Source organism: Fibrobacter succinogenes subsp. succinogenes S85 (assembly GCF_000146505.1).
Lineage (GTDB): Bacteria > Fibrobacterota > Fibrobacteria > Fibrobacterales > Fibrobacteraceae > Fibrobacter > Fibrobacter succinogenes.
Map to the genome: position 1 here is coordinate 1,458,161 of NC_017448.1, position 26,264 is coordinate 1,484,424.

Sequence of the window (26,264 nt, forward strand, 5' to 3'; positions counted from 1 at the left end):
CCCTGCTAATTCGTAGAATCCGCCACCGACTCGATTATGCTTACGCCTTCGTGCCGTCCTTCGGATTCCACGAAAATATTCTGTAATCTTGCCAAATTGTTTTTTATGCGGAAATCAGTCCTTACCTTATTTATACTATATAAATAAGAATCAGAACGGCTCGTTTCAACATCAAGCATATTGTCAATCCCGTTTTCACGTAATCGGAGAGCGTTATCTAGCTGGTCTTTTCCCATAGGCGCTATAACAAACGGAACACCGAAATAAATACACTCCTTGATTGTCGCCAAGCCTCCGTGTATAAATGCACAATGCACTTTTCCAGAAGACAATATAAAACGCTGAGGAACCCAACCTTTTACAGTCACGTTTTTATTTTTTATTTCACTCCAATCTCTTGTACGCAACAATTTCTCACCAACAGAAAGGAGCAGATGGCAATTTTTCATTTGCGGAGCGTCCATCATCCTGATTAGTTCATCGAACATGTGCTCCGCCTTCTTGCCATAATCAAGAATTTGCGAACCCGCCGTCGCAAAAATGATTTTTTGGTTATTTTGTTCTCTTTCGTCAAAAAAATCATCCCAGTATTGTTTTACAGCATCAGCCGGATCATCCTCATTTTGATTTTCATCATTTGTCTGATTATCTTGGCCAAGATTATTATCGTTGGTCTCATCATCCAAAAGAGGCGTCATGCACGGTTCTACATAGTGAACTAAATCACCATGTACATAATGTTGATAGTCAAATTCTTTAGGGCATGGAATCAGTTCGTTGAATGTCGTCAACGGAGCCACAAATTTGTCAATAGCCTCTTCTCTCCTTGACGGGGTTGCGCTGTAAAAATCTTCGTCAATGAAAGACTTGATGATGCACTGTTTTACAGAATCTGGATACGCCATCAAATTTTGTACGGCTCGCATGGCAGGGTCATTCTCTGGATGTCTCAAATAAGTCGTCGAAATGATTACCTTTACTCCATACTTGTAATGGATAATTAAGCTCTCCAAGGATGTAAAATACCCTGAAACAAGGACGTCGGGTTTATTGTCGCCCGTAAAAATATCGTCCAGTTCGCCGTTTATGATGCGCAATACGTGTTCCGGTTTCCAACGTCCCTGGGGAGTCGTGTGGCTAAAGTCCGTATATCCCAAAGGGTATAGCTTATTGAAGATTTCATGGTATTGAATATCTTTATTAAACCATCCGACAAGCGATTTGCAATCTGGAATGCCCATATAAGAAACTTCGTAAGAGCCTTCGGGTTCTTCCTGAAGTAATTCTTTAGCCCAGACAAAAGTCGGAAGCCAGTGACCTTGTTCTTTATAGACATCTGGCCAAAAAAGAATTTTCTTTCCCATTATTAGGCCTCCTCATCGACGCTATTTGCAAGCGCATATTTATGTACAAATATCAAGTCTTCAATATTTGCAGGTGTAGAACCATCGGCTACTTTGATTGCAATAGAATATCCATTAGCCACGTGAATGTCATCCGAAGAAATATTCCACAATTCCGGTTGTATATCATTTTCACTAAAAGAAACCGATGAATTGATTCCGCTAACGTCGCTAGACTGAACTTCTAACGTCAACTCCGCTTGTCTGCCGTTCTTGAACCAACAATAAACAGACAATCCCTTAAGAAAGCCTTCATCTCTTGCAATGGCAGGGAAATGCTCCTTTATGAAGTTTATCGAAACCTCTTCTCCGTTGCGCAATCGCTCCAACGCTCCGGAATCAATCGCACTAAGGCGAATTGCAGATTTTTTCACATTCCAAGCTTTAGCAATTAAGCTTTTGCAACCAGAAGGTTCCGCACCATTTCTTGCCGTATAGCTTACATGCAAGATGACGTCGGAAATAGATTCATAGTCAAACTGATGGAAATTTGTGGGCAATTCAAGTCTCCACGAAGAATCAACTCCGGCCCCCTCAAATGGGAGATATCGTTCGTCACGGAAATCAAAATTGAACACACCTGCATAAGCTTCCGCTTGGCTAGTTGCAATTGTCTTAATTCCTATACGGTTGGGCAAATAGCTAGTCGAATCTTCTTCGCTATATGTATTTATTGGCTTTATACGTATTCTATTGCTCAGCAGGCTCAACTTGGCATTGACACCCTGTCCCGAAGACGCATTGCAGTGTATTTCCAGTTGAACCCCACGAATACGGCGATATGTCTGTCCCGGAAAATCCAAGTCGAAAAGGATCTCAGGCAAAACGAAATCACACTTACCCTCTGTTTGAAGTTTTATCAAAGCTTCTGCATCGATAAGAGAAAGCGGCACAGCCCGGTTGATTTCCAGTTCGCGTTTGTTCCTTTCTTGATATGCCGATTCCATAGTCCTCAAGTCGAACAACAGACGGTCACCAGCGAGAAGCCCCTTACGAAGCCCATCCCAGTAATTATTCTTGATGAAATCTGTCTTGTCGGAATCCTTAAGGCCCAATTCGAATCGATAGCATACTTCGGCTCGTTTGGCAAGTTTAACAGCCAACTTGAAGAAAGAGGAATGTAACTGGCCAAGTTGCGTCACCATCCATGAATAGAGTTCCTGGTTGGTAAAACGGTTCGTCATGAACTCATAGACTTCATCCATTTGTTCAATCTGGCGTTCCATATTCGAAATTTCCTTTTCGGTCATCTCGATTCTAATCTTCATGGCGATAATCTGCTTATCGATATTTTGAATTTCTTTTTCGGCCAACTTTTCCTGAAGTTTCCACTCTTCATAGCGACGTTCATATCCGGCCAAAGTCTGAATCTTGTTTGCCTGATGACGAATGATATTGGCGGCAACTTGCATCGAGGTTGAAATACTATTCATACCCGAAGAAATTTTAGAACCGCCAGTAACATTTGACGAGACCTCAGGTCCGCCAAAAACATTTACAATTCCACCAACATTCAAGTCCGGAATTGCCGATGCAGCGGAGGCGGACATATTCAAAGCCGATGCGGCAGTATCGATTATTACAGCGGCATCCTGCAAATCGAGAGCCTTTTGCTCCTTATCCGATATTTTCTTGATGTTTTTGTAAAATTCATATCGAATGACAGTCGATTCCCTGTTTTTCTCAAGAGATTCCAGCTGGGTTTCAAAATCCTTTATCTGGAAGTCCTTGAGTTCCCTAGATAAAGTAAGAATTTCCTGCTCATGACGAGACCGCATCAACGAAAGTGTCTCGGAATCATTTTTCTCAAGTGCCGACAAGAACGCACTCGACAGAGACTGCAATTCATGCGTCACATCAAGCGCCTTCTGAAGCATCACCTGGAATCGGTACAAAGGAAGCGGAGCTGAGCTTTCGGATAATGCGTCCGCAATGGAAACTCCTGCGGCCCTGGCCTTTACCAACAACGCAGGGTCAATCGGCGGTTCGTAAAGGGCAAGGGTTCTCTTTACACCGTCAATGTTCAAGCTGTTGCGTATCTTATAGAGCCTGTCTGCGACCGTATCCCAGTAGCCAAGAAGTTTGTCGTTCCTCGGAACACTGAAATAGAATACAGACGAGAACACATTCGTCAAAGTATTGCTCTTGACGCTAGGCTTGCCTTGCGTAACAGTTTGTTCTTCGTTTCTAATTGCGACAAGAACATCCTCGATATCCTTGTAAACATTCGCAATAGCACCTTCCTTTTCCGTAAGGAACGTTTTCACATCAATGGCGTCAAGTATGTGGCAATCCGAAGCCTCGATATTTCGAGGGCCAAGAACTTCCGCCGCTAGGATGTACAACTGGATTGCCTCGTTGACACTTTCCATCGTATCCTGCGTAAACAGTTCGTCCGCCCATGCAATCAAGTTGTCCAGATACTTCATGACGACATATTTTTGATAAGCAGCCATGCGGTAACGTGCAATCAAGTGCGGATTGAAGGGATCCCGTTTCCACTTGTCAACAAGACTCTGGAGAGAAATCACATTCGGGAGTAAATCGTATTCAGTAGGCTTACTGATTGTTTCCAAAATGGAATCATCGGCATTTCTGTTTGCAAAGAACGGCAGGAATCTCCAGAATCTGGAGCCCTTGGGTAATTTTCTTGACCAGCGTTTTGTAATTTCGTAATCGCTCAAATCCAGCCGCGGGTCGAAAACCATCCTATACCACTTTAAAGCCTCTTCGTAATTCTGTTCCTGGAACATCTTGTCGGCAAGGAGCATAGGAACATGGAAGAAAAGTTCCCAGTTGTAAATGGCATTGGATGTTCCGAACGAAAAATCAATCATCGGAACCGGATACGGACGCGCAACCATCTTTGCCGAAGGCTTGTAATTGAGCGAGAACAGGGACTGCCCCAAATCCCAGGCTTCCCAGTCTCCGGCAATGTAGTATCCCAGATAAACGCTAAAGTAATAATTGTAATAAGAATAGGAATAATAATAGCTGTCCGAAACAGGCAACGCCTGGGTTTCTCTATTGAATAGCAGTTCATCGCCGCCATCACGATACCGCTTATAAAATTCAGGAACTAGCGGATGCGATATCAGGTCAAACTGGTACTTTGTCGAATTCACCCCAGGAACCTTGTGCACTAGGAAGGAATGTTGACCGTCCATGTAAAAGAACGGTAAATCCTCTCCCGAATAGAACGCAAAATTGATGGGCAACACGCGGAAGAGTCCCGGCGTATTCTGCAAAACCGGTTTATTTGCAGTGAGTCCAAATCCATCGTATCCGAAAAGATGCTTATCCTTTTCGACCCAGCAATTCCTTTCCAAATAACAATTACTTGGAGGGAATTCATTTACATTTCTAGATTCTTTCTTCGGAGCTGTAAACGCGACATCCCTTCCATCGACCCATATTTGAATGAATCCCGTTTCTTGGATAGACTGTTCATCTTTGTCTCGTTTTACGACAACTTTATTTTTCTTCAAAGTCGTGCCTTCCGTAACCTCGACTTCTTCAGGATTATCGTACGATATATCTTTAAAGGACGAACGGAAAACATTGACTTGCACGTATTCTGACGAGCCGGATTCTACCTGAAAATGATATCGATCGTCTATTTTTTCGCCATCTTCCAAATAGACATCCCTTTCTCGTTCATACTTATCAAAAAGCACATTTTTTGTAGTCTTGATAGAGCTCCACTTGTTGCCATTATGGTAAGCCCAATTCATGCGAATCTCAACTTGGTTGGTTACCTGCATTGCCCCTTCAGATTCAGCACCATCCTCTTTTTTACTAACCATAAGCGAAGGCCAAATGACATAAAGCTTCTGATTCATCAAAACAGGAAGAGCAACTTCGGCCTTGATATCCAAATCCAAGTTTTCCCACGGTTCCCATTCGCCTGAATACAGGGCCTTGGCCTTATATTTACGGATAAAGAAACGATGCGGTTCACCCCTGGTCCGGCCCACAATATGAAGCGTATAGAGAATTCCGTCTCCACCGCCATCTTCCTTGCAGGCTCCTAGAATTTCAACACCGGAGGTCTCATATATTTTTTCAAGATAATTACCTAAAGCCGTATGCATTGCCTTAGGATCGTTCCCTACCTGGCGAATTTCATCTTCCAGTTCCTTGAAGAACGGGCTCTTGTCATCTCTTAAATCGGATTCAATCCAGTTTTCCGCATAAAGGAATATCTTGCGATTCGCTTCCCATACACGGTAGTTTTGCATCCATTCCCAATTTCTACGCTGTTCTTCGCTCAAGACAAAGGAACCTTCGAGACCGAGTTCCACACGGCTTACAAACTGCTGAATGGAATTCAAAGCCTGCCTAGTCCTTGAAACACTCATGTCCGGTTCCATTTCGACATCTATCAAATAGTATGAATAAATGTCGTTAGCGTCGAAGAATTTCTTAGGATAGTAGAATTTTCCAAGTTCTTGATTCTGTGAGCGGAAGCAGATGTAACTTACAAATGCATCCCGTCTTGACTTACGCAGGGTATCGCTTACCGGGGTAATAAAAGTCTGCCAATCACTCGGAGTACGCATATTACGTAGCGCGTTGTTCAAGTTCTCAACAGCATCACTGTAATCAGCAATAGCCTCTTCTCCAACCAAATCATCTGCAATTAAGGTCTGCAGAGTCGCCATATCAATGGGGGCCTTCTTGTAAACCATCCAATAGCGGCAAAGTTGCATCCAGGCTTCTGGATCTGACAAGCTGGGTACTGCTATATCCGCACCAACATTGAATCCCAAAATTTCTTTCAGTTGTCTTTCGTTTACATTCCATTTCTTTAAAAGGAAATCTTTTGACAGTTTATCATAAATCCAAGAGGAACCGAAGCATTTGGAGACATTAAAACAGAGAATCAGTTTGCGCAGAGAATCTGACAACGGATTTGATTCCGCAAACAAATTTTCGTCAGCGGGATAATTTTTCCAGTCCCACCCGTCCTCGTCGGCATCAAAAGAATTCAATGGGATGGATTGATATATATTTCCTAGCCCTATGTTGCTATAATCCGTCATCTTTGTATAGCCGTTGATTAACGCCGATTTAGACAGCAAGGCATACGCCATGACACCCGTCTCGGAATCGTTGTCAATCACCGCAAGACCGAACCAGTCAAATAAAGCCGCTCCAGAAGATGTTTGTTTGACGCTCTCAAGACGATTGTTTAAAAGATCTTCGCAAACAGAACAGCTAATACCAAATTCAGCCGTCAACTTTTCAAGGATTTCATTCCTAGCCGCTTCGGCAAAGGCTAAGAACTTGACAAGTTCTTTCGCCCATACGTTGTCGTTTAGGCTTGCTGCCGTGAACAGGGCATCGACTTCACCACTATAATCGCTACCCAGCAAACTAAGCAACCAAGTCTTTATAGCATCCAAATCGTCAGTCACAAGACTTTCTTTTTCGCAAAGTTCCAGTATATCGTTCGGAAGAAGCATGTTCTGCGAATTAGCAAAGGCGTTTATTTCTTGTTCAAGCCATTCGTAGAAAGCCGTCCTTGATTCCGGAGTCGCCTCTATATCGGGGAAATCGCGCTCGATTTCTACCTGCTTATCGGACTTGGCTGATTCCCACAATTTTTGCAGGGACTCCTTTAGAGCATCAACAAACGATTCCGCTTTCTTTGCTATAACAGGGGAAAGCGGCATCGCCAAGTAAATAAGGCTGTCTTCATCCAAGGGAGAATTCAGGATATCTGTGATATTCTGGAAACAGTCTGTTAGATTTGCAAGATTCCAGTCTTTTGCAAGATCTGCGCCCAGCAGGAACCTTAAGATTTCGTATTTCTGCACAGAAATTCCAAGACGTTTTGCAAACGTAGAAATCCGATACAGAACCTTTAGATTTTCTTTTAAATCATCGTCGCTTAAACCATCCGAGAAGGATTCATTTTCGAATCGCAAAGCATACAACAGGTCAGTCTGGTTTACGCCCAGAGAAACAGAAGCCCTCTCAAGCAGTTTGCACCGGAACTCTTCTTTCTTCTCTTCGCTTACATCGTTTTGGCCATCGTCCGGCTCTGTAGATTTTCCATTGTCGTCTTCCTTATCCTCGCTTTCGGCAGGCGTGGGAAATACGCAGTCGAAATGATCGTCAGACATATCGTCCACCCAAGCCAATATTTCACGAATAGAAGCCGAAGTAAGCGTTTTTAAATAGGCAACACGATCTATAGCCTCGAGTTTTAAACGATTAATCTCTTGTGAGCTCAATCCATCGATAGCATCTTGATTTAGACCATATACATCCTTCAAGTCTAAATCAAAAACAAGCGAAACATCTTCGTTGTTCCATCCAAGCAAGCGTTTTAGACGGACAAAGCGGGAAATCTTTCGGGCAAACGGTTTAGAAATATTTTCTATGCGGAACGCACCTATATCACCCAACTGATATGTATTGTTTATCGGCTCTATCGTAACGTTATCATTTTCAAATATCGAAAATAGCCGAATTTCCTGGAAGTCCTTCACAGTCAAGCCAGAACGACTCAAGAAAATAGATGCGTTAGAAAGAATCTCATCCCAAGCCCCTGTAACTACAGTAGCCTTGTCAGGACAAAGAACAGAGTTTCCTTCATTATCCAAGCCCCATAATTCATGAACAGGAATTAATGAGTTTTCATCAGTCTCATCGCCGTCTTTGGGCAACCGCAAAGTTTCTATCAGAGATGGAGACAACCTCAATGTCGTATAACGATATTCATCACCAGGATTTTTCTGAGACTGAATTAAGTCACTTACGGAAAGAGAAACGTTTTTTAACAATGCAACCATTTTTTCCGCATGGAAATTTCTCGGCAAATCCATCGGATAGACATGGGACACCAACTCTGCGTAAGCCTCATCCACTTTTCCCACAAATTCCGGTTCAGCGCGTAAATCGGAATCACTTTTTTTAGCATCCGTATTATATTTTAGTTGTCTTAAAGATTTTCTCGCCGTCAAGAATTCAAGTAATTCGACAACAATATCAATTGTCGGCAACGAAGTTTCAGCGTTCTCCTTGGTCAGCAAAAGATTCCATATATCCGGGCGCCGAATCTTTAAAAGATTGTATCCGTCTCCCTTCAGGAAATCCAGCAAGTCCATCAGATAGGCCGAAGGACTCAAAACTGACTGTCCCTTTAACGCAGCGTTTTTGTTTAATATTCCGAATAGATTTTTCCAATTTGCAACAACAGGTTGCTCAACTCTTGCCGGAGCCACATTGCTCTGTACATTCCGACTTGATTCCGCAAACAGATTCTGCGAAACACCTCTTGACGCAGACGGCAACGAATCACCTTGTTCTGTAAGTGAACCATAGTATTTAGCCATCTGTAAGGACACTTCGGAAGTGTACTGAGCTGCCAAACAATATATCTGCTTGGCGTTTTTCATTGTTTCAAGGCCATCGTGGTGCTTGGCAATAAACAATTCTTCAGATTCTTGGGCAATCTGATATGCCGAAGTAAAGCCATTTCTGAGCAAATAGACTATTGAATCGTAATCCTTGGTCAGCCTATACAGCCTTTGCAGCGTTTTTATATCGTCATTTGTAACACCAGACCCAGCACCTATAACCAATGAGCGTTTTTCAAGGAACTCATCCAAAGATATCTTGTCCAGCGAAAAATCCTTCCAATTTGTAGTTCGCAACAATTCTGCTATTTTTTTACATTTAGAAAGAACTGGATCACAATCCTCAGGATTTTCAGGCTCATCATACCTTGCAAATTTCGAAAGAAGGGCGTCTTGCGGAAGCCACGATGTAATCAACTTTTGCAGTTTTATCTTGTATAGGGACTTTTGTTCCTCTGCAGTCGTTCCGGGGAAGGTCACCGGTAACGCTAACTTCTGTTCCTTACTTCTCTGCTTGTAGCTTGACGAAATATCTTCAACCAATTGTTCCCATTGTTCTTCATCAAAATCGAGCAATACCTTTAACGAAGGTTCCACGGACGAATCTTGATTTACTATACTGACAATGGTATAATACGTCTGCTCAATGCCGTCAGAAAAATTTTCATAGAAATTTTTCAAGTCAAACACAAGTTTTAATCGAAGATACTCTTGTTCATTCACTGATGAACTCGAAGCAGAAGGATTTTCGTTTTCTAGAAAAGATTCAACATCAGCTTCAGAATCATAGAATCGCCTCAACAAATTCTCGACTCTATTGTCTAAGGGAGATTGTGCATTTTCGGGACTTGCCTGTGAACTTCCATCTGCTATTACACCAGGCAATGTTTGGGTGTCATTCCACAACGAGAGAAGGTCGCAAGCGTCCAAATCAACCTTTTCCTTCTCCGAAAGTATTGACCGACCGAGTAAATTTTCCCAAAAAGAGATAAAGGATTCAATGTTTGTTTCAGAACCTTCGTTTTCATCGGACGTAATTAAAGATTGCGAGACAGCTTCTAAAAGACAATCTTGAACTTGTTGCCGATTCGCAGACTGAAGCTTGGCAATGCTATCAAAGCCCTTTCGGCACAAGGCAAATAAACAAGATGCATAGAAAAACAATTTATTCGATTCCAGCAAATCAGAGCAATAGCGTTGTATTCGATAAACAAGTTCGTACGCCCTGAAATATGAAATTGCATCTTCCTGATTCAGACGCTCTCTAAACCCCGGAAGAACATTCTTGAACGAGGAATCTATGAAATGTTGTATTTTGTCTTCTTTTAAGGCAATCGGTTGACCATTTTTATTTAGAATACTCGTCTCATTTTCTACTACTGTAAGATAAACCTTTAGGGCTTTTTCCAACTCGTCAAATTTTGAATACAGTGTTGTTGATAAGGAATCAATAGTGAAATTTATTTCTTGACGACGCGAGGCATCAAGAACCAAGTTCGAATAATTCCATTTGGGGCAAGAGTCCACTGGAACTGACGAATTTTCATCTTCCTTTAAATAGAATTTTGCAAAAAGGGAAATTTTGTCTTTGGGGTCGTCAGGGCTCGGAATTTGGATATTATGCGGCAAACAAGATGGAGAATATACTATCTCGTAACAGCCATTCTCGTCCGTTATTGCAGCTGTCGAGTTTAAAGCATGATATATAAAAGCGTGTACATTTTTCGTATTCACAAAATCTAAACAGACAGCCTTAACATAAACATCTTTCAACGGACGACCGGAATGGTTCACCACGCGTCCATAGACTACGTAGTTGTCTTGCGTCGTTGGAATTGTCTGCGGAATAACAATTGATACATTCTCATCCATTGTTGGCGGGTAATCCACATTGAATGTATGCAATAAATTTCCCGTCAAATCATATACGCAAAGAACCAGATTAGGCGCAGTTCTATCTAAATCACCCCTTTGAAAAGAATCTTTTGTATATGATATTTCAAAAGTCCCATCAAATTTGATAACAGCACTACTCAAATAGTGGTTAGAATCACCATAATAATCAAAAGCCTTAACTATCCCGGTCGTTAAAAGTTGACCATTATCGTATGCAACAGTCCCCGCAATTTTCCAAATTTCTTGTGGGGGATTCTCCCCGCCCGGATTATCGCCACCTGGGTTATCCCCACCCGGATTCTGCGTTCCGGACTGTCCAGAACCGCCCTCTTGTTCTTGGTCAATTATAAAAGAGAAAACCTGTTGGCTTTCGAACGCCATGAGGTCCCCTGATTCCCATATGATATTCCCCTGATAGTCAAATACCTGTATTTTGACATCCGGGTGCTGGATAGTCGGATCACCATTCTGGAAATTGGCACTTGAATAGGTGATTTGATACGAACCGTCTTCATTGAACCCAGACTCGCCCAAATAACTCCACGTTCCATTACAAACATGAAACGCCTTTATAATTCCGGTGGTGAAGGGATTTCCGTTAAGGTAGGTAATCCTACCGGAAATAAACCATGTGTAAGGAACTGGGTATGTCATAATTTTTTCACCTTTTAGAAACTATAATGTAATATACAACAAAGAGAGAAACAAAGTAAAAAAGATGCCGTTGGTGAAAATAATTTTACATCAATTTTCTAAATAGCACCTTTTTAAGTAGATTTTCACATAAAAACATTTTTACAAACAACGTTGGCAAAACTATTCTTTACATTCTTGCATTTTGTTTGCGGTCCCTAACTTCAGCATTAAGCCCGGGCGTTGCGGGTGCGGCGTCTGAGCACCCGCTAGAGAGGGTGGAGAGCAACGAAGTGCGAACCAGGGGGAGACTTCCCCCTCTCTATATACAAGAACGCCAAGGCTGAACTCTGCGGCCGCCGCAAGTTCGGTCTCATCAAGTACGTGATGGCCCTCATGAACGGAGCCCGTCTCGGCATTGCCGCCCAGTCCGTGGGTATCAGCCAGATGGCCTACAACGAAGCTCTCGCCTACGCCAAGGACCGCAAGCAGTTCGCCCAGGCCATCGTAAACTTCCCGGCCGTGTACGAGATGATTTCGCACATCAAGGCTCGCCTTGATGCAGGCCGCGCTTTGCTGTACCAGACAGCCAGCTACGTGGACATCTACAAGGGCCTGGAGGACATCGAGCGCACCCGCAAGCTCACCGACGAAGAAAAGGCTGAACTCAAGCTGTATCAGAAGCTCGCCTCTGCATGCACTCCGCTTGCCTGTGAGCCTCAAAGCCCCATGCGTTAAGCTGGGGCGGAGGCGAGAGTGAGGCGCAAGCCGAACGGTCTTATAAGGTCGCCAACTGCGTGATGAGCCAGTTGCTCCTCCGCGATGCCACCAAGTCGCCGGAACTGTTCGACAAGAGCATGAAGGTGTACCTGAACCTCGCCGAAGCCGAAGTCGCGAAGCACTACAACTTCGTGAAGAGCGTGAACGTGGAATCGATGGAGAGTTACAAGCAGGCATAAGCCCGCAGGATGTCATCCTGAGCGGAGAGCCGCGGGGCTCGAAGTCGAAGGATCTAAAAGAAATTGCCCCGGCTCAAACTGAGTCGGGGTTTCTTGTTTATGCAATGTTCACGTCACAAAAATAAAACTCATCAACATTACAGAACATACTGCGAATATTGAAACCGTAATAAATCCCAATACTTTCCATTTGAGAGAATATTCTTCCTGATACACACCAAGCCCGACATACGGGAGAAAGCTCAACAGGACCGGCAATATATAGCGAAAATCAGCACTACAGGCGTAGGAATATTTATATCGCAAAAAACCTAAAGCCACAAAGAAAAGAATTCCTTGAATGAATAAAACCCAATGATAAATATTCATTCTGGTTTTCCACCAGCCTCGAATTGCGAAAACAATTAGTCCCAGCAACGACAAACCAATCAACGACGCCAATGTTCGGCCCACAGCCGTATCTACAAGTTTCCATTCGCCAAATAACGAGGATTTAAAAGCGTAATTAAAAAAATATTCTCGTCCTTGTCCATCGACCCATCCATTGGTATAAGGTTCCGTCAAGAACGATTTCATATCAAAATACAGGAAATTCTTCGCCTCATTTTCAACCTTTAGGCTTGAATGCAAACTATTTATGTTTGCAACCAGTTCACCATTGCTGAAAATCTTAATTACAACAAGGCTCACAAAAACAAGAGCCAGTAAAATCCACCCAGCAATTTCTGTTTTGGTCGGCCGATGCAATTGATTTGTTTTTACGAATCCGAAAACAGCAAATAGCATTACAAGTCCCAAGGTGACATAGCCCGTAGATTTTGTCCACACCGCAAGAGCCGCACACACAACAGCAGCAACAAGATGCTTTCCGTTTCCGTTCTTGATATAGTTAAAACCCGCCACCACACATAAAACGTGCAAAGTATAAAAAAGTTGGTCATTTCCGATTCTAGGTGCAACTAAAAGCAACAAGGGCCATACGGTCCACAGAACAGAAGCAATTCCTAAAGGAACACCTGAAACAAATTCCTTCAACAAAAATAGGCCACAGACAAGCAAAATAATTGAAAGAACCAAACTGAATGCTTGTGCACCTGAACAAGAATTATAGTCAATCAATCCACTCACCATAAAAGACGGTATTACACTAGCATAATAAACAGGCGGATGGTAACAGCTCCAGCAATCTTTCGCAGAAGGAATAGAATGATTGTCTATTATATATTGTATATAAGCTAAGTGTCCCTCTACATCCATCGAAAATTGGTTGTAAGGCATCGCATAGAACATTGCAAAACGCAGGAGAACACCTGCAAGAATACATGCTATCAGAAATGTATTTAGTTTCAGTCGTTTCTCAACCAATATCACGATTATCCCAACAAGCAGGGCTATCATAAATTTCAGCAGAAACAGCAAAATACTATCGACTTTAGGGAAAACATTTATCCCTGCGATTCCGCCTTTATTCATCAAGAGAATTTCATAACTGGTTCTATTCCCCACACGATGTGGAGAAGTAACCGAGTCTGGAATCCAAAATCCTTTATTAAAATTACATTTATCCGAATAGCCGCTCAATGAAAATGCAAAGCCGTTAACCGTCAATGATTCGGCGCAATCATCAGGAATGATGTTTAAATCATAGGGAATATTCAATGGATTAGAAATAGAAAAACGAACATTAAACCATTCACCGGCATCCATATTTTGTGAGATGGGTAATGTCGTTTGTTTTTCAGCATTTCCATGCCGCAGAACAACATTTTCCACCCGGATTTGACCATAGTGGAGAATGCTGAAGCATATTAAAATGCCAATGGCACAATAGAATTCTATTGACTTAAAAATCTTTTTCATAGTTTTTTACCTTCGTGGTATTCCTCTTCGCTGTTCACGCTCCAAAGCGCAGTCTTGTCGCTGCAACCTTCGCGGATGCACTTGACAACTTCCATTGCGGCGAGCATGCTGTGGTCCATGTTGTTATACTTGTGCATGCCATTGCGGCCCATTAGGAACAAATTATCAATCGGGTCCACATATTCACGGACTTTGTCGAACTCGCCATAAGTACCGAAGTAGGCAGGGTAGGCCTTCTTGATGTGGAACACCACGGAATCGCGAACAGACTCGGGCCTTGCCACGTCAATCTTGTCGAGTTCCGCAATCGCGAACTTGATGAAGTCCGCATCGGGCATGTTCCACATATCATCGCCTTCGGTGGCAAAGTATTCAAGGCCTATCCACACTTTTTCAGGGTCGGCGACAAGATACGGGCTCCAGTTGTTGAATATCTGAATACGGCCAAGTTTCACGTCGGATTCCTGCACGTAAATCCAGTTGTCGGCAACGAACTTGAGCTTGCTTTCGGGTGTACCCGGCTTTGCCGGATTCTTGATTTCAAGTTTGTCCAAAAGGAGGCCCACGGTAATGAAGTCGCGATAGACGAGACCGTCAGAGACGCGGCGCACTTCGGAGGGCACGGGATTCTTTTCGTTATCCATTGCGGCGACGAGTTCTTTCACCGGCATCGTCGAGAGGAAGTAATCGCACGGGACCGTTTCCGTATAGCGTCCGTAATCCACGACGACGCTTTCGACACATTTACCAGTTCCGTCGCGATTCACGCCAACCACGCGGGCGTTCATAACAATCTTGCCGCCCATTTCCTGCACCTTCTCGGCAACCGTTTCCCAAAGCTGGCCTGGACCGAATTTCGGGTAAAGGAACTGTCCGATAAGGCTAGTTTCCGTGTCCTTCTGGCGGATGTCTGCTCCGTTGGCGCCGTCAGCAGCACCTTCCGCATTCTTCTTGCCGGCAAAAATCTGCTTGACAGCATGCACCACGGTTTTCGTAATCGAGAGGCCCTTGATGCGCTGGCCGCCCCAGTCGGGGCTAATCTTGCTGCACGGTACGCCCCACACCTTTTCGGTGTAATCGCGGAAGAACGTGCGGTAGAGTTCCACGCCGAAGCGGTTAATCATAAAATCTTCGAGACTATTTTCTTTGCGGGCAGGCATCAACTGCACCTTGATGTAGCTAAGGCCAATTTTCATCATGCGCCAAAGCCCAAGGTTGCGAATCGTATCGCCGTTCAAGCTGATGGGGTAATTGAACAGCTTGCGCAAAAAGAGAATTCGCGAAAGGCGGCTGCGGCAAAGCATCACGTAGTCCGTCTTCTCCGGATCAGGACCGCCTTCCGTCAGCGGAACAGTGCGGCCAATCGCGATGTCGTCCTTGCTCGCGACACCCTGGAGCGGTAAAATTCCCTGCCACCAATCCATTACCGTATCGCTCTTGCTAAAAAAGCGGTGACCGCCAATATCCATGCGGTTGCCGTTGTAACGCGCCGTACGCGAGATACCGCCAATGACATCTTCCGCTTCAAAAATCACAGGTTTAACATCTGTTGTACGCAAAAGTTCCAACGCCGCGGTCAAGCCCGCAGGACCAGCACCAGCAATTACAGCAATCTGACTATTTTTTTTCATTCATTAAACAAAATCAGCTTGCGAGCGCAAAAATTCCACATCAAAACAACTACAGCAGCTATCATTTTTGAATACAATTCATGCAAACTAAAGAAACCAACCATCAACAACATCAAAAGTTCATTAAGTCCCACACCCATTAACCCAACCAAAGCAAACACAGCAAATTCTGCCAATCTGCACTTTTCTAGTCGACGTTTACTACTACGGAAAACCCAACTTATGCTCAAAGCATAATTCAAGCACAGCCCGGCAACTAGCCCCATAAGATTTGCAAGCAAATATTGCCATCCAAGACCGTAAAGGCAAAGAGAAAACAAGCCAAAATCAATTACAAAGGCAAATCCGCCCACTAGTATATAACGTGCTAGTTGGGCTAGCACCGTACAAAATGCAGACATTACTCGGAATTTCTGTTAACTAACTACAAAAGCAATGACTCTCTAAACCACTCCCCATAGGGGTTCGCCTTCGGATTAGGGTTGTAGTTTCCATCTTCACATTTCCAGAATTCGCTTTCATAAGTTTTGTGTGTAACTTGCGGTTCCGTTGACATTATTTCATTTTTGCAATCTTCAATTAGGAAGAATACAGAAAAATAATCATCAGTAGAGACACATTCCCCACTAGGCTTCACTTTCGTGAATTCCAGTTCGCCATCGGCAACATGACTCAAAACACTTCCAGTAAGCAGACCGCCGCCATCCACAAACGTTATAAAGTATTGACAGTTCCCATCTTTTTCTATCAAACGATTTTTCATTATTTTCGCCGTCATCGGGAAACACTGCGGTATATCGTTTCCTTCAATTTTAACAAAATGCGATTTTAGCTCCATCGTGTTTACATTCAACGTCAATTCCGTAAAATCTATACAATTCATACTTGGCAATCCGTTGTATGCAATTACATGTTCGTCAAAAGAAAGCTGTTCAACACTTGAAGCATACTGCAAGACATAATTTTCGAGTGTTTGATCATATTTGATTGTTATTGCCGTATCGCTAGGAGATATAGTTGACAAAGGCTCTCGCCCGCCAGCACTAGAAGAGCTTGAACTTTCACCCCCTTTTGACGAAGAAGACGGTGTTACCCCTCTACCCGTTGAATTTTGGGCATTCCTTGACATTTCAAAACACCGATTTGTAGCGATAGCGCTAAAATAAGTTATCAAGATATTCGCAGAATCAGATTCTATTGCCTTTACTCGACAAGCGGCATCAAATGCTCCTTCCTTACAACCTTCACTAAGGCTAAAGAATTCGCTATTAGACTTATTATCGCAATTAGTCTTGAACTCGGCAAAAGCAGAATCACAGGATTGTTCGAGTCCTTCCGCTTTCAAGGTTGTCACCGCAACAGAACCGGAAATTTGTATGGTCATCGCTATGGATGCACTATCCGCGGTACACTCTGCACGAGCGCCCGAACCATCATCCAAAACGGCCAATCTGCCTCCGTCTATTCTGGCATATGCAGCCTCGTTCAAATCCAAGCCATAATTATACCAATCGTTCACCTGTTTCTCTAAAAGGGCATTCTGGTCTTCGATTGTACCGCCAGATACCTTGTTCGATTCAGAACAAGATTCCAGCAGCAAAGTAAGCGAACAAAGCAATAGTAATCCGAAATCAAATTTCATCGTCAAGAAGCCCTAAAAATCATTCCACAAAGTATAACCCAATATCACATTGTCAGTTCCAGAATTAGCATAACGGTATATTTCAATTGTCAAATCAGCATTTGAAGTCGTTGTAAAATCTACAACTTCAAACGGATTCTGAGCGCTAATCGAAGATTCTAGCAACGATCCATTTTGGTAAACTCGCAAATCAATATCCTGCGCTATTGAATTATTCGATATTACATAGTCTCCGCTAGTAAGCCAAGCTATAGCAATTCGATAATGCGTGTTAGATGCGATGTCATTTTCCGTAAACGTTATTTTATTGTTGTTATCAAAGCAGCAAGAGTTCGATCCACTCCAATAACGATACCTATGATTCCACGCTATGCTTGAATATCTAATAATACCCCTTGCCGCTTCTGAATTGTTATCCAAATCATGACTGGAAGCATTTCCTATGGGTATTTTTTCACTAGACACGATCCAAGCCTTTACAAGTTCGGGATGGCGTTTGAAAAAACCATATTGGCTTAAAAGATCAGCAAAAATGCCCGCTGTGTAAGGAGTAGACGCACTCGTACCGTTAAAATATCCATTCCACACATCTATATTAATATTTGGGAAATAAAAGTCCGTATAATTTGCCATTTCGGGTTTTTGATTACCTATATTCGAATTTTTCCATTTAGAGTAAGAAACATAATTATTGTTAGAAGGATTTACCGCCCCAACAGCAATTGTGTTAAGAGCCAATCCAGGTGATCCAACAAAATCCGTAGTATCACTCGATGATATATTTCCCGCAGCATAGAATGAAATCAGTCTATTATTGTAGATATAGTTGTCCACATCTTTATCGTTTCCCGAATACACACCATTAGACGGAAGATAATGCCAAGAATGCGAACTTATTTCAATAGTCGGATTATGAGCATCCATATTTAGACTACTCAAAAAACCAGTTCCAAGACCATCATAAGCATATAAAGTCGCCAACGGTGCTGTGGTACTTATGGTTTTCGCAACTGCTGTAGGATGCATTCGAACGCCATTAGAACACGTATTTAACAGCACATAATACCCTGAATTATAACCTACAGGGTCAGAGCAGCCCTCATCATTGAAGAAGACCCCAATGCCTTGTCCCTTATATCCGTTAGCATGAGCATGAGATGTTATCTCAGAATAGCCAAATATTGTGGTATAAAGAGTATAACTGTCAAGAATTGGTTTTCTTACTATATCAATATATACTGGTTCAGGTCCATTCAACAATGTTTCAATTTCAGATGCCGTGAGAGAAGCTTGATATTGTTGTACCGGGACAAATTTCTCCCGTCTATTTTCAACATTTCTAAAATAATCATCTTCAGAAATTCTATTTCCGTCCAACCAATACTTCTTTTCTCCATTTCCATTTACTTCAAACCGACCAGAAATCGGTTGAATCTCTCGGCTCGCTTGTATTGGAGATATATGTACATCTAAAGTTCTTTGCGGACGCATTATATAATAGGCTTCATTTTGGCCACTATTAGAAGATTTCTTTATTCTACCTAAAATATCTCGAGCAGAACTCTTTTTGATTATGGTGTCAGAGACCTGTTTTTGTTCGTTTAAAAAGTCCAAAACATCATTTGACGCTTTACTTTTTAACTCCAAAGGCGGCAAATATGTCGGTTTTGCAAACAGGGTGGAGGCCAGCAGCAATATTGCAAGAGCAATCGTTTTGGAATTCATATTTCATCCTCCTTATTCGTTCCAAGTTGTATCGCAAGCCATTCCGTTTTCCGTATCGCCTTGGCATTGTACAGTAGGCAGGGGTTCCGCTTCGGGGAGATTCGCAATAAACGTTTCGCATTCGCCTTTGAATGTATTGGCGATAGCCCTGAGTTCAGTCTGACTGGAGACCTTGGCTACACAGGACATTTCGAGGCTAGTGCCACAACCTTCATTGTAAATCCTATAAACGCCGCCTTTCTCGTTGCATTCGGCAACATAAGCTATGCTGTCGGCCACACAAAGTTCCGTCTTTCCAGCAAAGGTTTTATAGTGCAAATCCTGTATGTAAAGCGACCCTTCGTTTTCCTTGAGGAGAATGGTTGCGTCATCGTATTGATCAAGAATAGTGCTATAGCCAGAAACCTTTTCCTTTTTAGACTTGTAAAAAGATATTCCATCTTCTTGATTGTACAGATTTACCCAACAGCTTCCGTTGGACTTTATCTCGTTGTACACAACTTCTTTTTCGGTCGTAAAAGTAAACAAGACCGGAGAGAGTGCAAGCGTCGGCTCGTCGGTAGGCACGACCTCATCCAGAATGATATCGTCAGAAACAACAGCCTTACTGCGGCTTCCAAAGGAATCCAGCATACTGTTCATGAACGCAATGTCAGCATCGGACAAGGTTTTCGCGACATTATTGGCAGAAACATTTTCGTCATTTTTCTGCGTTGTGTCGCAGACCATTCCATTTTCCGTATCGCCTTGGCAATGCACGGTAGGCAATTCTTCCGCTTCGGGGAGATTCGCAATAAACGTTTCGCATTCGCCTTTGAATGTATTGGCGATAGCCCTGAGTTCAGTCTGACTGGAGACCTTGGCTACACAGGACATTTCGAGGCTAGTGCCACAACCTTCATTATAAATCCTGTAAATGCCGCCTTTCTCGCTGCATTCGGCAACATAAGCTATGCTGTCGGATACGCAAAGTTCCGTCTTTCCAGCAAAGGTTTTATAGTGCAAATCCTGCACATAAAGCGATCCTTCGTTTTCCTTGAGGAGAATGGTCGCATCATCGTATTGATCGAGAATGGTGTTATAGCCAGGAACCTTTTCCTTTTTAGACTTGTAAAAGGAAATACCTTTTTCTTCGTCATACAGATTTACCCAACAGCTTCCGTTGGACTTTATCTCGTTGTACACAACTTCTTTTTCGGTCGTAAAAGTAAACAAGACCGGAGAGAGTGTGAGAGTCGGTTCATCTGTCGGAGTCACATCGTTAGCACCATCAGAAGCGACAGCTTGGCTGTTACTCCCAAAGGAATCCAGCATGCCGTTCATGAACGCAATATCCGCATCGGATAAAGACTTTTCTGCAGTAACAGGCGCTTCTGTTGAAGGTTCTGTTCCAACGGTGGATACTGCTCCCTTATCTTCGGAGCAGGCTGCTAAAGCGATAATAGCAGCAGCGGAAATAATGATTTTTTTATTCATGGTTATGCTCCTTATTTTTAAATGAGGTTTCATTGTTCTGAATTTTTTCTGTGAGCGGGAACATCTGCATATTCAATCGGTACACTCGGTTTCCGCCCTTTTTGGCTGTCGCAATGGATATGATTCTTTTACGGCAAGCGTCCAGTTCCTTCAAAATTTCGGCATAGTCTTCATCGTCTATTCCCATGGTGATGCCGGTAAAATTCCGTTCATCTATGGGGTACTTTTCAACAGCCTCTCTTGCGAAATCAGCCATTTCCTTATGCATTTCACGAACGAGCACCGGCATGGCGGCAACGGACATCTGGAGAGACCTATCCACTTGCTCGTACACATCATCCGCAGTCTTCTTCAAGAACTTCGCTCGGGTCAAGAATGCCAACGCATCGCGGACCTCCTCGGCCGAGAAAGCCCCTCCACACGCCTTGGCCACTTTCAGAGGCTTCGCTCCGGGCATCATGGGAGCAAGTTCGCGCAGCACAGGATATTTCCACGATTCGTAAAAAGAGACTGATTCCCCTTCTAAAACACGGACCTTGTGAGCACTGGCAATTTCCTTCATTTCTGTATAGGCAGCCTTCTTGTCTGCATCACTCTTTGCCTGTCCAAATTTCACAAGTTGTCTAAAATATTCTCTTTCAGCACCCACAAGATCCATCGCGTCAGCGGCATGTTCAATTCCATTCTTCGACAAGCCGCTCTTGCCTTCACACACAATCTTCATATAATTGGGTGAAGTAAACCCTCCCTTCTTTGTAAAATCACGCCAGGAGAAAGCGGATGTTCGCTTTTTCCACTGGTAGTAATCGTTCATAAAGGAACGGTAGTCTTCATATTCAATTACGGATCTCATTATACCTTAAATATATTTTCCAATCCGCTTGCCACGATCAGTTTTTCTATACAAAATTTGCGAATTTTTATCAATTTGTATAATTTTGCGTATAATAAAAGAATTTTAAAGTTTTACTATACGGTAAAATGCATATTTTAGCATTTTTAGCAAGCGAAAAATCCCCTAAAAAAAGAACCGCAGCTACAACACTGCGGTTTTCATTGCATAAAACGGAACCGATTCTACAAAATCGGAACAAGTCAGAAAAAACTCTACGAATTTTTATACAAGTCGCTCAAATCTAGAGCCATAAACGTAGCGCCGTCGTCATATACAGGACGAACATGCCGTTTTATATTCTCAGTTTCAGAAGAGTTCAGTTCAAATTCAGAAAATCCATAATTGTCTTGATAGTACTTTACCAACCTTTTATCAATGGCGTGTATAATCAAGTAATTTACAGCCACATATTCGTTTATGGCTTTTACGATATCAAGGATAAAACCATAGAACATGGCTGCCGTAATTTCTTCCTTGCAATTTGTGCTATTCGAGAAAGCACCATTGCGAGCAAAGTTCACTAGTTCTATAGCCGAATCAGTATATTCTACCGAACTTTCGCGATCAGTTTCTTCATCAAATTGAATATCCAAATCGCTTTCTTCTGGAAGTTGCTCGAAACGAGGCAGGATTGCGGTCTTCAGCGTAAAATAGCCGCACATTTCATGCAGACGGTCAAAAACTATATAGGTCGTTGACACGTGGTCCCGAGTTTCTATAATTGCATCGCGCGTTAAATACTTTTCTAGACCCTTGCCCGCTTCGCATGTAGCCTCAAATGTACTAAGCAAGCGTTTGCACTCCTCCGAGTCACAAACCTTCTCACAGCTAAACGAGCCATCAGGAAGAACGTAGGGAAAATTCATTTGGCTTGTGTTGCGTGTTTACGCTTAAAATCAAGATAACGAGCAACATTAACGGGAGCAATTTTTCCCGTCTGTTTTGCGGCATGCAACTTTCGCAATGCCATAACAAGCTGCTGCTTTTTTGCGTTCACCATAATAAGCCTCTATAAGTAATATAACTAATTATCATCTTCAAGTCAACAATCCAATATGATTTTTCCAGAGGTTTTCCATAACATTTCGCTTTTTCAGACATTTTTGCAGTAAGCCAGGCGTTGCGGGCTGGCGTTTGAAGCCCGCAGTGGGGGTAGCGTAAGACCTGGCCGGGGCGGGCTTTGGTCAGTATTCCCGAAGGGAATGACTATATGGGCGGGGCCGGGGCTGGAGCGAGGGGGATACTTCCCCCTTCATACTAAGCCTTACACTTGGCGTCTACGACGCCAGTTTGCATCGCCTCGGTCATGCCCAAGCGAACTTGGGCGCGACACTCGGCTCGCTACACTTCTTCAATGCTTGCGTGGTACTCTTGCAGGCTCTTCACGGCACCATGTCCGTTCCTTGCAGCGGCGATTCCCTTCACGGTGTTGTAGGCACCGGCGAGCGTGGTGATGTAAGGCACCTTGTACTTGATGGCGGCCTTACGGATAGCGCTTTCGTCCTTGATGGCGTCGCGCTTTGCCCACGGCGTGTTGATGATGAGGTTCACCTGCTTGTTCAGGATGATATCGAGAACGTTCGGGCGGCCTTCAGCAATCTTGTTCACCACTTCGCACTTGACACCGGCGGCTTCGTAGAACTTGGCGGTACCTTCGGTAGCGTAAATCTTGAAGCCGAGCTTCTGGAATTCCTTACCGATTTCAATCGCCTGTTCGGAGAGGTTCACCTTGTCAGAAAGGCTGATGAGCACAGCGCCTTCGGACGGGAGGAAGGAACCTGCAGCTTCCTGGCTCTTGTAGTAAGCGAGGGCGTAGTCGTCGGAAAGGCCGAGGACTTCACCAGTGGAGCGCATTTCGGGGCCGAGAACCGGGTCCACCTTCGGGAACTTGTCGAACGGGAACACAGCTTCCTTGGCACCGTGGTGGTTGAACTTCTTGTCCTTGAGCTTGAGGTCTTCGAGCTTGGCACCGAGCATCAAGCGGGTCGCGAGGCGAGCCATCTGCGTGTTACAGACCTTGGAGACCAGAGGCACCGTGCGGGAGGCACGCGGGTTGGCTTCGAGGACGAACACCTTGCCGTCTTCGATGGCGTACTGCATATTCATGAGGCCGCAAACGTGGAGGGCTTCAGCAATCTTCCTCGTGTAATCCTTGATGGTTGCCAAGTTTTCCTTGGTGATGGTCACCGGCGGGATGATGCAGGCGGAGTCACCGGAGTGGACACCGGCAAGTTCGACGTGTTCCATCACGGACGGGATGTAAACGTGTTCGCCGTCAGAGAGGGCGTCGGCTTCGCATTCGAGAGCGTTGTGGAGGAAGCGGTCGATGAGGAGCGGACGGTCCGGGGTCACGCCGACAGCCTTGGCAACGTATTCGCGGAGCATGGCTTCGTCGTAGATGACTTCCATGCCACGGCCACCAAGCACGAAACTCGGGCGGATCATCACCGGGTAGCCACCGATCTGCTTGACGCAAGCGAGGGCTTCGTCGATGTTCGTAGCCATGCCACTTTCCGGCATCGGGATGCCGAGCTGGTCCATCATCTTGCGGAACAGGTCGCGGTCTTCGGCAATGTCGATGGAGTCGATGCTCGTACCGAGAATCTTGACACCTTCGTCGCTCAAAGCGCGGGCGATGTTCAGCGGAGTCTGGCCACCGAACTGCACAATCACGCCAGCCGGCTTTTCCTTGTGGTAAATCTGGAGAACGTCTTCGAGGCTGACCGGTTCGAAGTACAGCTTGTCGGAAGTATCGTAGTCGGTAGAAACCGTTTCAGGGTTGCAGTTCACCATGATGGTTTCGTAACCCATTTCGCGGAGAGCCATGGCAGCATGGCAGCAGCAGTAGTCGAATTCGATACCCTGGCCGATTCTGTTCGGGCCACCGCCGAGAATCATGATCTTCTTCGGGTTGTTGGAAGCGGTAGATTCGTCCTTGCAGTTGTAGGTGCTGTAGTAGTAGTACTGGTCCTTCACGCCGCTCACCGGCACTGCGCACCAGCCTTCGACCACGCCGAGTTCGGTACGCTTCTTGCGCACGTCCTTTTCGCGGATGCCAAGAATCTTTGCGATGTACTTGTCGCTGAAGCCGTCCTTCTTGGCCTTGATGAGGAGTTCGTCAGCAGGCAGGCGACCCGGAGTCTTGAGCATTTCTTCTTCGAGTTCCACGAGTTCGCGCATCTGCTGCACGAAGTAAGCCTTCTCGTAGGTGGCAGCGAAGATTTCTTCGTCGGTAGCGCCCTTACGGATAGCTTCGTACATCTGGAAGTGACGTTCGGAAGAAGCGGTCTTCATCATTTCGAGGAGCTCTTCCTTGCTCTTCTTGTTGAAGTCCTTCGCAAAGCCGAGGCCGGAGCGACCGTTTTCGAGGCCGCGGATAGCCTTCTGGAGGGTTTCCTTGTAGGTCTTGCCGATAGCCATGACTTCGCCCACGGCCTTCATCTGGGTGCCGAGGCAGTCATCGACGCCGCGGAACTTTTCGAATGCCCAGCGTGCGAACTTGAGCACCACGTAGTCACCGCTCGGGGTGTACTTTTCGAGGCTTCCGTCGCGCCAGTACGGAATCTGGTCGAGGGTGAGGCCTGCGGCGAGCTTTGCTGAAATGAGGGCGATCGGGAAGCCGGTAGCCTTGGAAGCAAGTGCAGAAGAGCGGCTGGTACGCGGGTTGATTTCGATAATCACCACGCGGCCGGTCTTCGGGTCGTGAGCGAACTGGACGTTGGTACCGCCAATCACACCGATAGATTCCACAATCTTGAAGGCCTTTTCCTTCAGTTCTTCTTCGAGCTTCTTGTCGATGGTGAGGAATGGGGCGGCACAGAAGGAGTCGCCGGTATGCACGCCCACCGGGTCGATGTTTTCGATGAAGCAGATGGCGATCATCTGGTTCTTGGAATCGCGCACGACTTCGACTTCGAGTTCTTCCCAACCGAGAATGGATTCTTCGATGAGGCACTGGTGCGTCATGGAGAGTTCAAGACCGTTAGAGCAAATGGTGCGGAGTTCTTCCACGTTGTAGCAGAAACCGCCGCCTGCACCGCCCATGGTGTATGCCGGGCGAACCACCACCGGGTAGCCGATTTCGGCCACGATCTTTTCGGCTTCTTCCACAGAGTGGCAAATGCCGGAGCGCGGGGTGTCGATGCCGAGCTTCTGCATGGTTTCCTTGAAGATTTCACGGTCTTCGCCGCGTTCGATAGCGTCGAGGTTCACACCGATGACCTTCACGCCGTACTTGTCCAGCACGCCAGCCTTGCTCAAAGCAGAAGCGAGGTTCAAGCCGGTCTGACCGCCCAAGTTCGGGAGGAGAGCCTGCGGGCGTTCCTTTTCGATAATCTGGGTAAGGCGAGCAACGTTCAGCGGTTCGATGTAGGTGGCATCGGCCATGACCGGGTCGGTCATGATGGTAGCCGGGTTAGAGTTCACGAGCACAATCTTGTAACCCTGTTCGCGCAGGGCCTTGCAAGCCTGGGTGCCGGAATAGTCGAATTCGCAAGCCTGACCGATCACGATCGGGCCAGAACCGATGATAAGGACTTTGTCGATGCCTTCAATCTTCATTTTGTTTATCTCCGTTGACTAATTATTTATTAAAACTCGTATTTATTGTTTAAAAAAAGAGCTGAACCAAATGGCTCAGCATCTTTAAAAACAACATTGGAAATAGAAATAGTAGCGAACGGCGCGACATGCATAATGTCGCAGTTGCGCTTAGCGTTTTTGAGCATTCCGTTCATCACTTTCCTATTTCGCAAAGACTTAAACTTGTGCAAAT

12 protein-coding genes and 1 pseudogene are annotated in these 26,264 nt (G+C 44.7%); 1 reads left to right on the forward strand and 12 read right to left on the reverse strand.

Going from position 1 to position 26,264, the window contains the following annotated elements; all coding sequences use genetic code 11:
• Window positions 1–5: 5 nt before the first annotated feature.
• On the reverse strand, window positions 6–1,364 hold the full coding sequence (locus FSU_RS06025) for a glycosyltransferase (protein ID WP_014545579.1): 1,359 nt from the start codon (window positions 1,362–1,364) through the stop codon (window positions 6–8).
• A 2-nt stretch (window positions 1,365–1,366) separates the two neighbouring features.
• Entirely contained in the window at window positions 1,367–11,323 is a 9,957-nt protein-coding gene (locus FSU_RS06030; protein ID WP_014545580.1) for a Tc toxin subunit A-related protein, read from the reverse strand.
• 303 nt (window positions 11,324–11,626) lie between these two features.
• Here FSU_RS06030 and FSU_RS16725 point away from each other — a divergent pair.
• Window positions 11,627–12,261: pseudogene (locus tag FSU_RS16725) on the forward strand (Acyl-CoA dehydrogenase C-terminal domain-containing protein); the annotation flags it as partial.
• 108 nt (window positions 12,262–12,369) lie between these two features.
• Here the strand turns inward: FSU_RS16725 and FSU_RS06040 are convergent.
• From FSU_RS06040 to carB, 10 genes are all read right to left on the reverse strand, one after another.
• Window positions 12,370–14,121 (reverse strand): glycosyltransferase family 39 protein, encoded by a 1,752-nt coding sequence (locus tag FSU_RS06040; RefSeq protein ID WP_014545581.1) that lies wholly within the window; start codon window positions 14,119–14,121, stop codon window positions 12,370–12,372.
• Window positions 14,118–15,752, reverse strand: coding sequence for an NAD(P)/FAD-dependent oxidoreductase (locus tag FSU_RS06045; RefSeq protein WP_014545582.1), 1,635 nt, complete (start codon window positions 15,750–15,752; stop codon window positions 14,118–14,120). The genes FSU_RS06040 and FSU_RS06045 overlap by 4 nt, the downstream gene beginning before the upstream one ends.
• The gene (locus FSU_RS06050) at window positions 15,749–16,153 is read right to left on the reverse strand and encodes a GtrA family protein (RefSeq protein WP_014545583.1); all 405 of its coding nucleotides are present in this window, start codon (window positions 16,151–16,153) and stop codon (window positions 15,749–15,751) included. The genes FSU_RS06045 and FSU_RS06050 overlap by 4 nt, the downstream gene beginning before the upstream one ends.
• 23 nt (window positions 16,154–16,176) lie before the next feature.
• Window positions 16,177–17,394 carry a hypothetical protein gene (locus FSU_RS06055; protein WP_015731836.1) on the reverse strand — a complete coding sequence of 406 codons (1,218 nt, stop codon included), beginning with the start codon at window positions 17,392–17,394 and terminating at the stop codon, window positions 16,177–16,179.
• 12 nt (window positions 17,395–17,406) lie between these two features.
• Window positions 17,407–19,119 carry a S8 family serine peptidase gene (locus FSU_RS06060; RefSeq protein ID WP_014545584.1) on the reverse strand — a complete coding sequence of 571 codons (1,713 nt, stop codon included), beginning with the start codon at window positions 19,117–19,119 and terminating at the stop codon, window positions 17,407–17,409.
• A gap of 12 nt (window positions 19,120–19,131) precedes the next feature.
• On the reverse strand, window positions 19,132–20,595 hold the full coding sequence (locus FSU_RS06065) for a ribonuclease III (RefSeq protein ID WP_014545585.1): 1,464 nt from the start codon (window positions 20,593–20,595) through the stop codon (window positions 19,132–19,134).
• Window positions 20,588–21,448, reverse strand: coding sequence for a TIGR02147 family protein (locus FSU_RS06070; RefSeq protein ID WP_014545586.1), 861 nt, complete (start codon window positions 21,446–21,448; stop codon window positions 20,588–20,590). Before FSU_RS06070 ends, FSU_RS06065 begins: the two co-directional genes overlap by 8 nt.
• Window positions 21,449–21,702: 254 nt before the next feature.
• Entirely contained in the window at window positions 21,703–22,281 is a 579-nt protein-coding gene (locus FSU_RS06075; RefSeq protein ID WP_014545587.1) for a hypothetical protein, read from the reverse strand.
• A 71-nt stretch (window positions 22,282–22,352) separates the two neighbouring features.
• Window positions 22,353–22,490, reverse strand: coding sequence for a hypothetical protein (locus FSU_RS16415; protein ID WP_014545588.1), 138 nt, complete (start codon window positions 22,488–22,490; stop codon window positions 22,353–22,355).
• A gap of 341 nt (window positions 22,491–22,831) precedes the next feature.
• Window positions 22,832–26,050, reverse strand: coding sequence for a carbamoyl-phosphate synthase large subunit (carB, locus tag FSU_RS06080; RefSeq protein WP_014545589.1), 3,219 nt, complete (start codon window positions 26,048–26,050; stop codon window positions 22,832–22,834).
• Window positions 26,051–26,264 lie beyond the last annotated feature (214 nt).

Bases quoted from the DNA above. Each gene is read 5' to 3' on its own strand.
- FSU_RS06025 (WP_014545579.1), bottom strand. From the start codon at position 1,364: ATGGGAAAGAAAATTCTTTTTTGGCCAGATGTCTATAAAGAACAAGGT.
- FSU_RS06030 (WP_014545580.1), bottom strand. From the start codon at position 11,323: ATGACATACCCAGTTCCTTACACATGGTTTATTTCCGGTAGGATTACC.
- FSU_RS06040 (WP_014545581.1), bottom strand. From the start codon at position 14,121: ATGAAAAAGATTTTTAAGTCAATAGAATTCTATTGTGCCATTGGCATT.
- FSU_RS06045 (WP_014545582.1), bottom strand. From the start codon at position 15,752: ATGAAAAAAAATAGTCAGATTGCTGTAATTGCTGGTGCTGGTCCTGCG.
- FSU_RS06050 (WP_014545583.1), bottom strand. From the start codon at position 16,153: ATGTCTGCATTTTGTACGGTGCTAGCCCAACTAGCACGTTATATACTA.
- FSU_RS06055 (WP_015731836.1), bottom strand. From the start codon at position 17,394: ATGAAATTTGATTTCGGATTACTATTGCTTTGTTCGCTTACTTTGCTG.
- FSU_RS06060 (WP_014545584.1), bottom strand. From the start codon at position 19,119: ATGAATTCCAAAACGATTGCTCTTGCAATATTGCTGCTGGCCTCCACC.
- FSU_RS06065 (WP_014545585.1), bottom strand. From the start codon at position 20,595: ATGAATAAAAAAATCATTATTTCCGCTGCTGCTATTATCGCTTTAGCA.
- FSU_RS06070 (WP_014545586.1), bottom strand. From the start codon at position 21,448: ATGAGATCCGTAATTGAATATGAAGACTACCGTTCCTTTATGAACGAT.
- FSU_RS16415 (WP_014545588.1), bottom strand. From the start codon at position 22,490: ATGGTGAACGCAAAAAAGCAGCAGCTTGTTATGGCATTGCGAAAGTTG.
- carB (WP_014545589.1), bottom strand. From the start codon at position 26,050: ATGAAGATTGAAGGCATCGACAAAGTCCTTATCATCGGTTCTGGCCCG.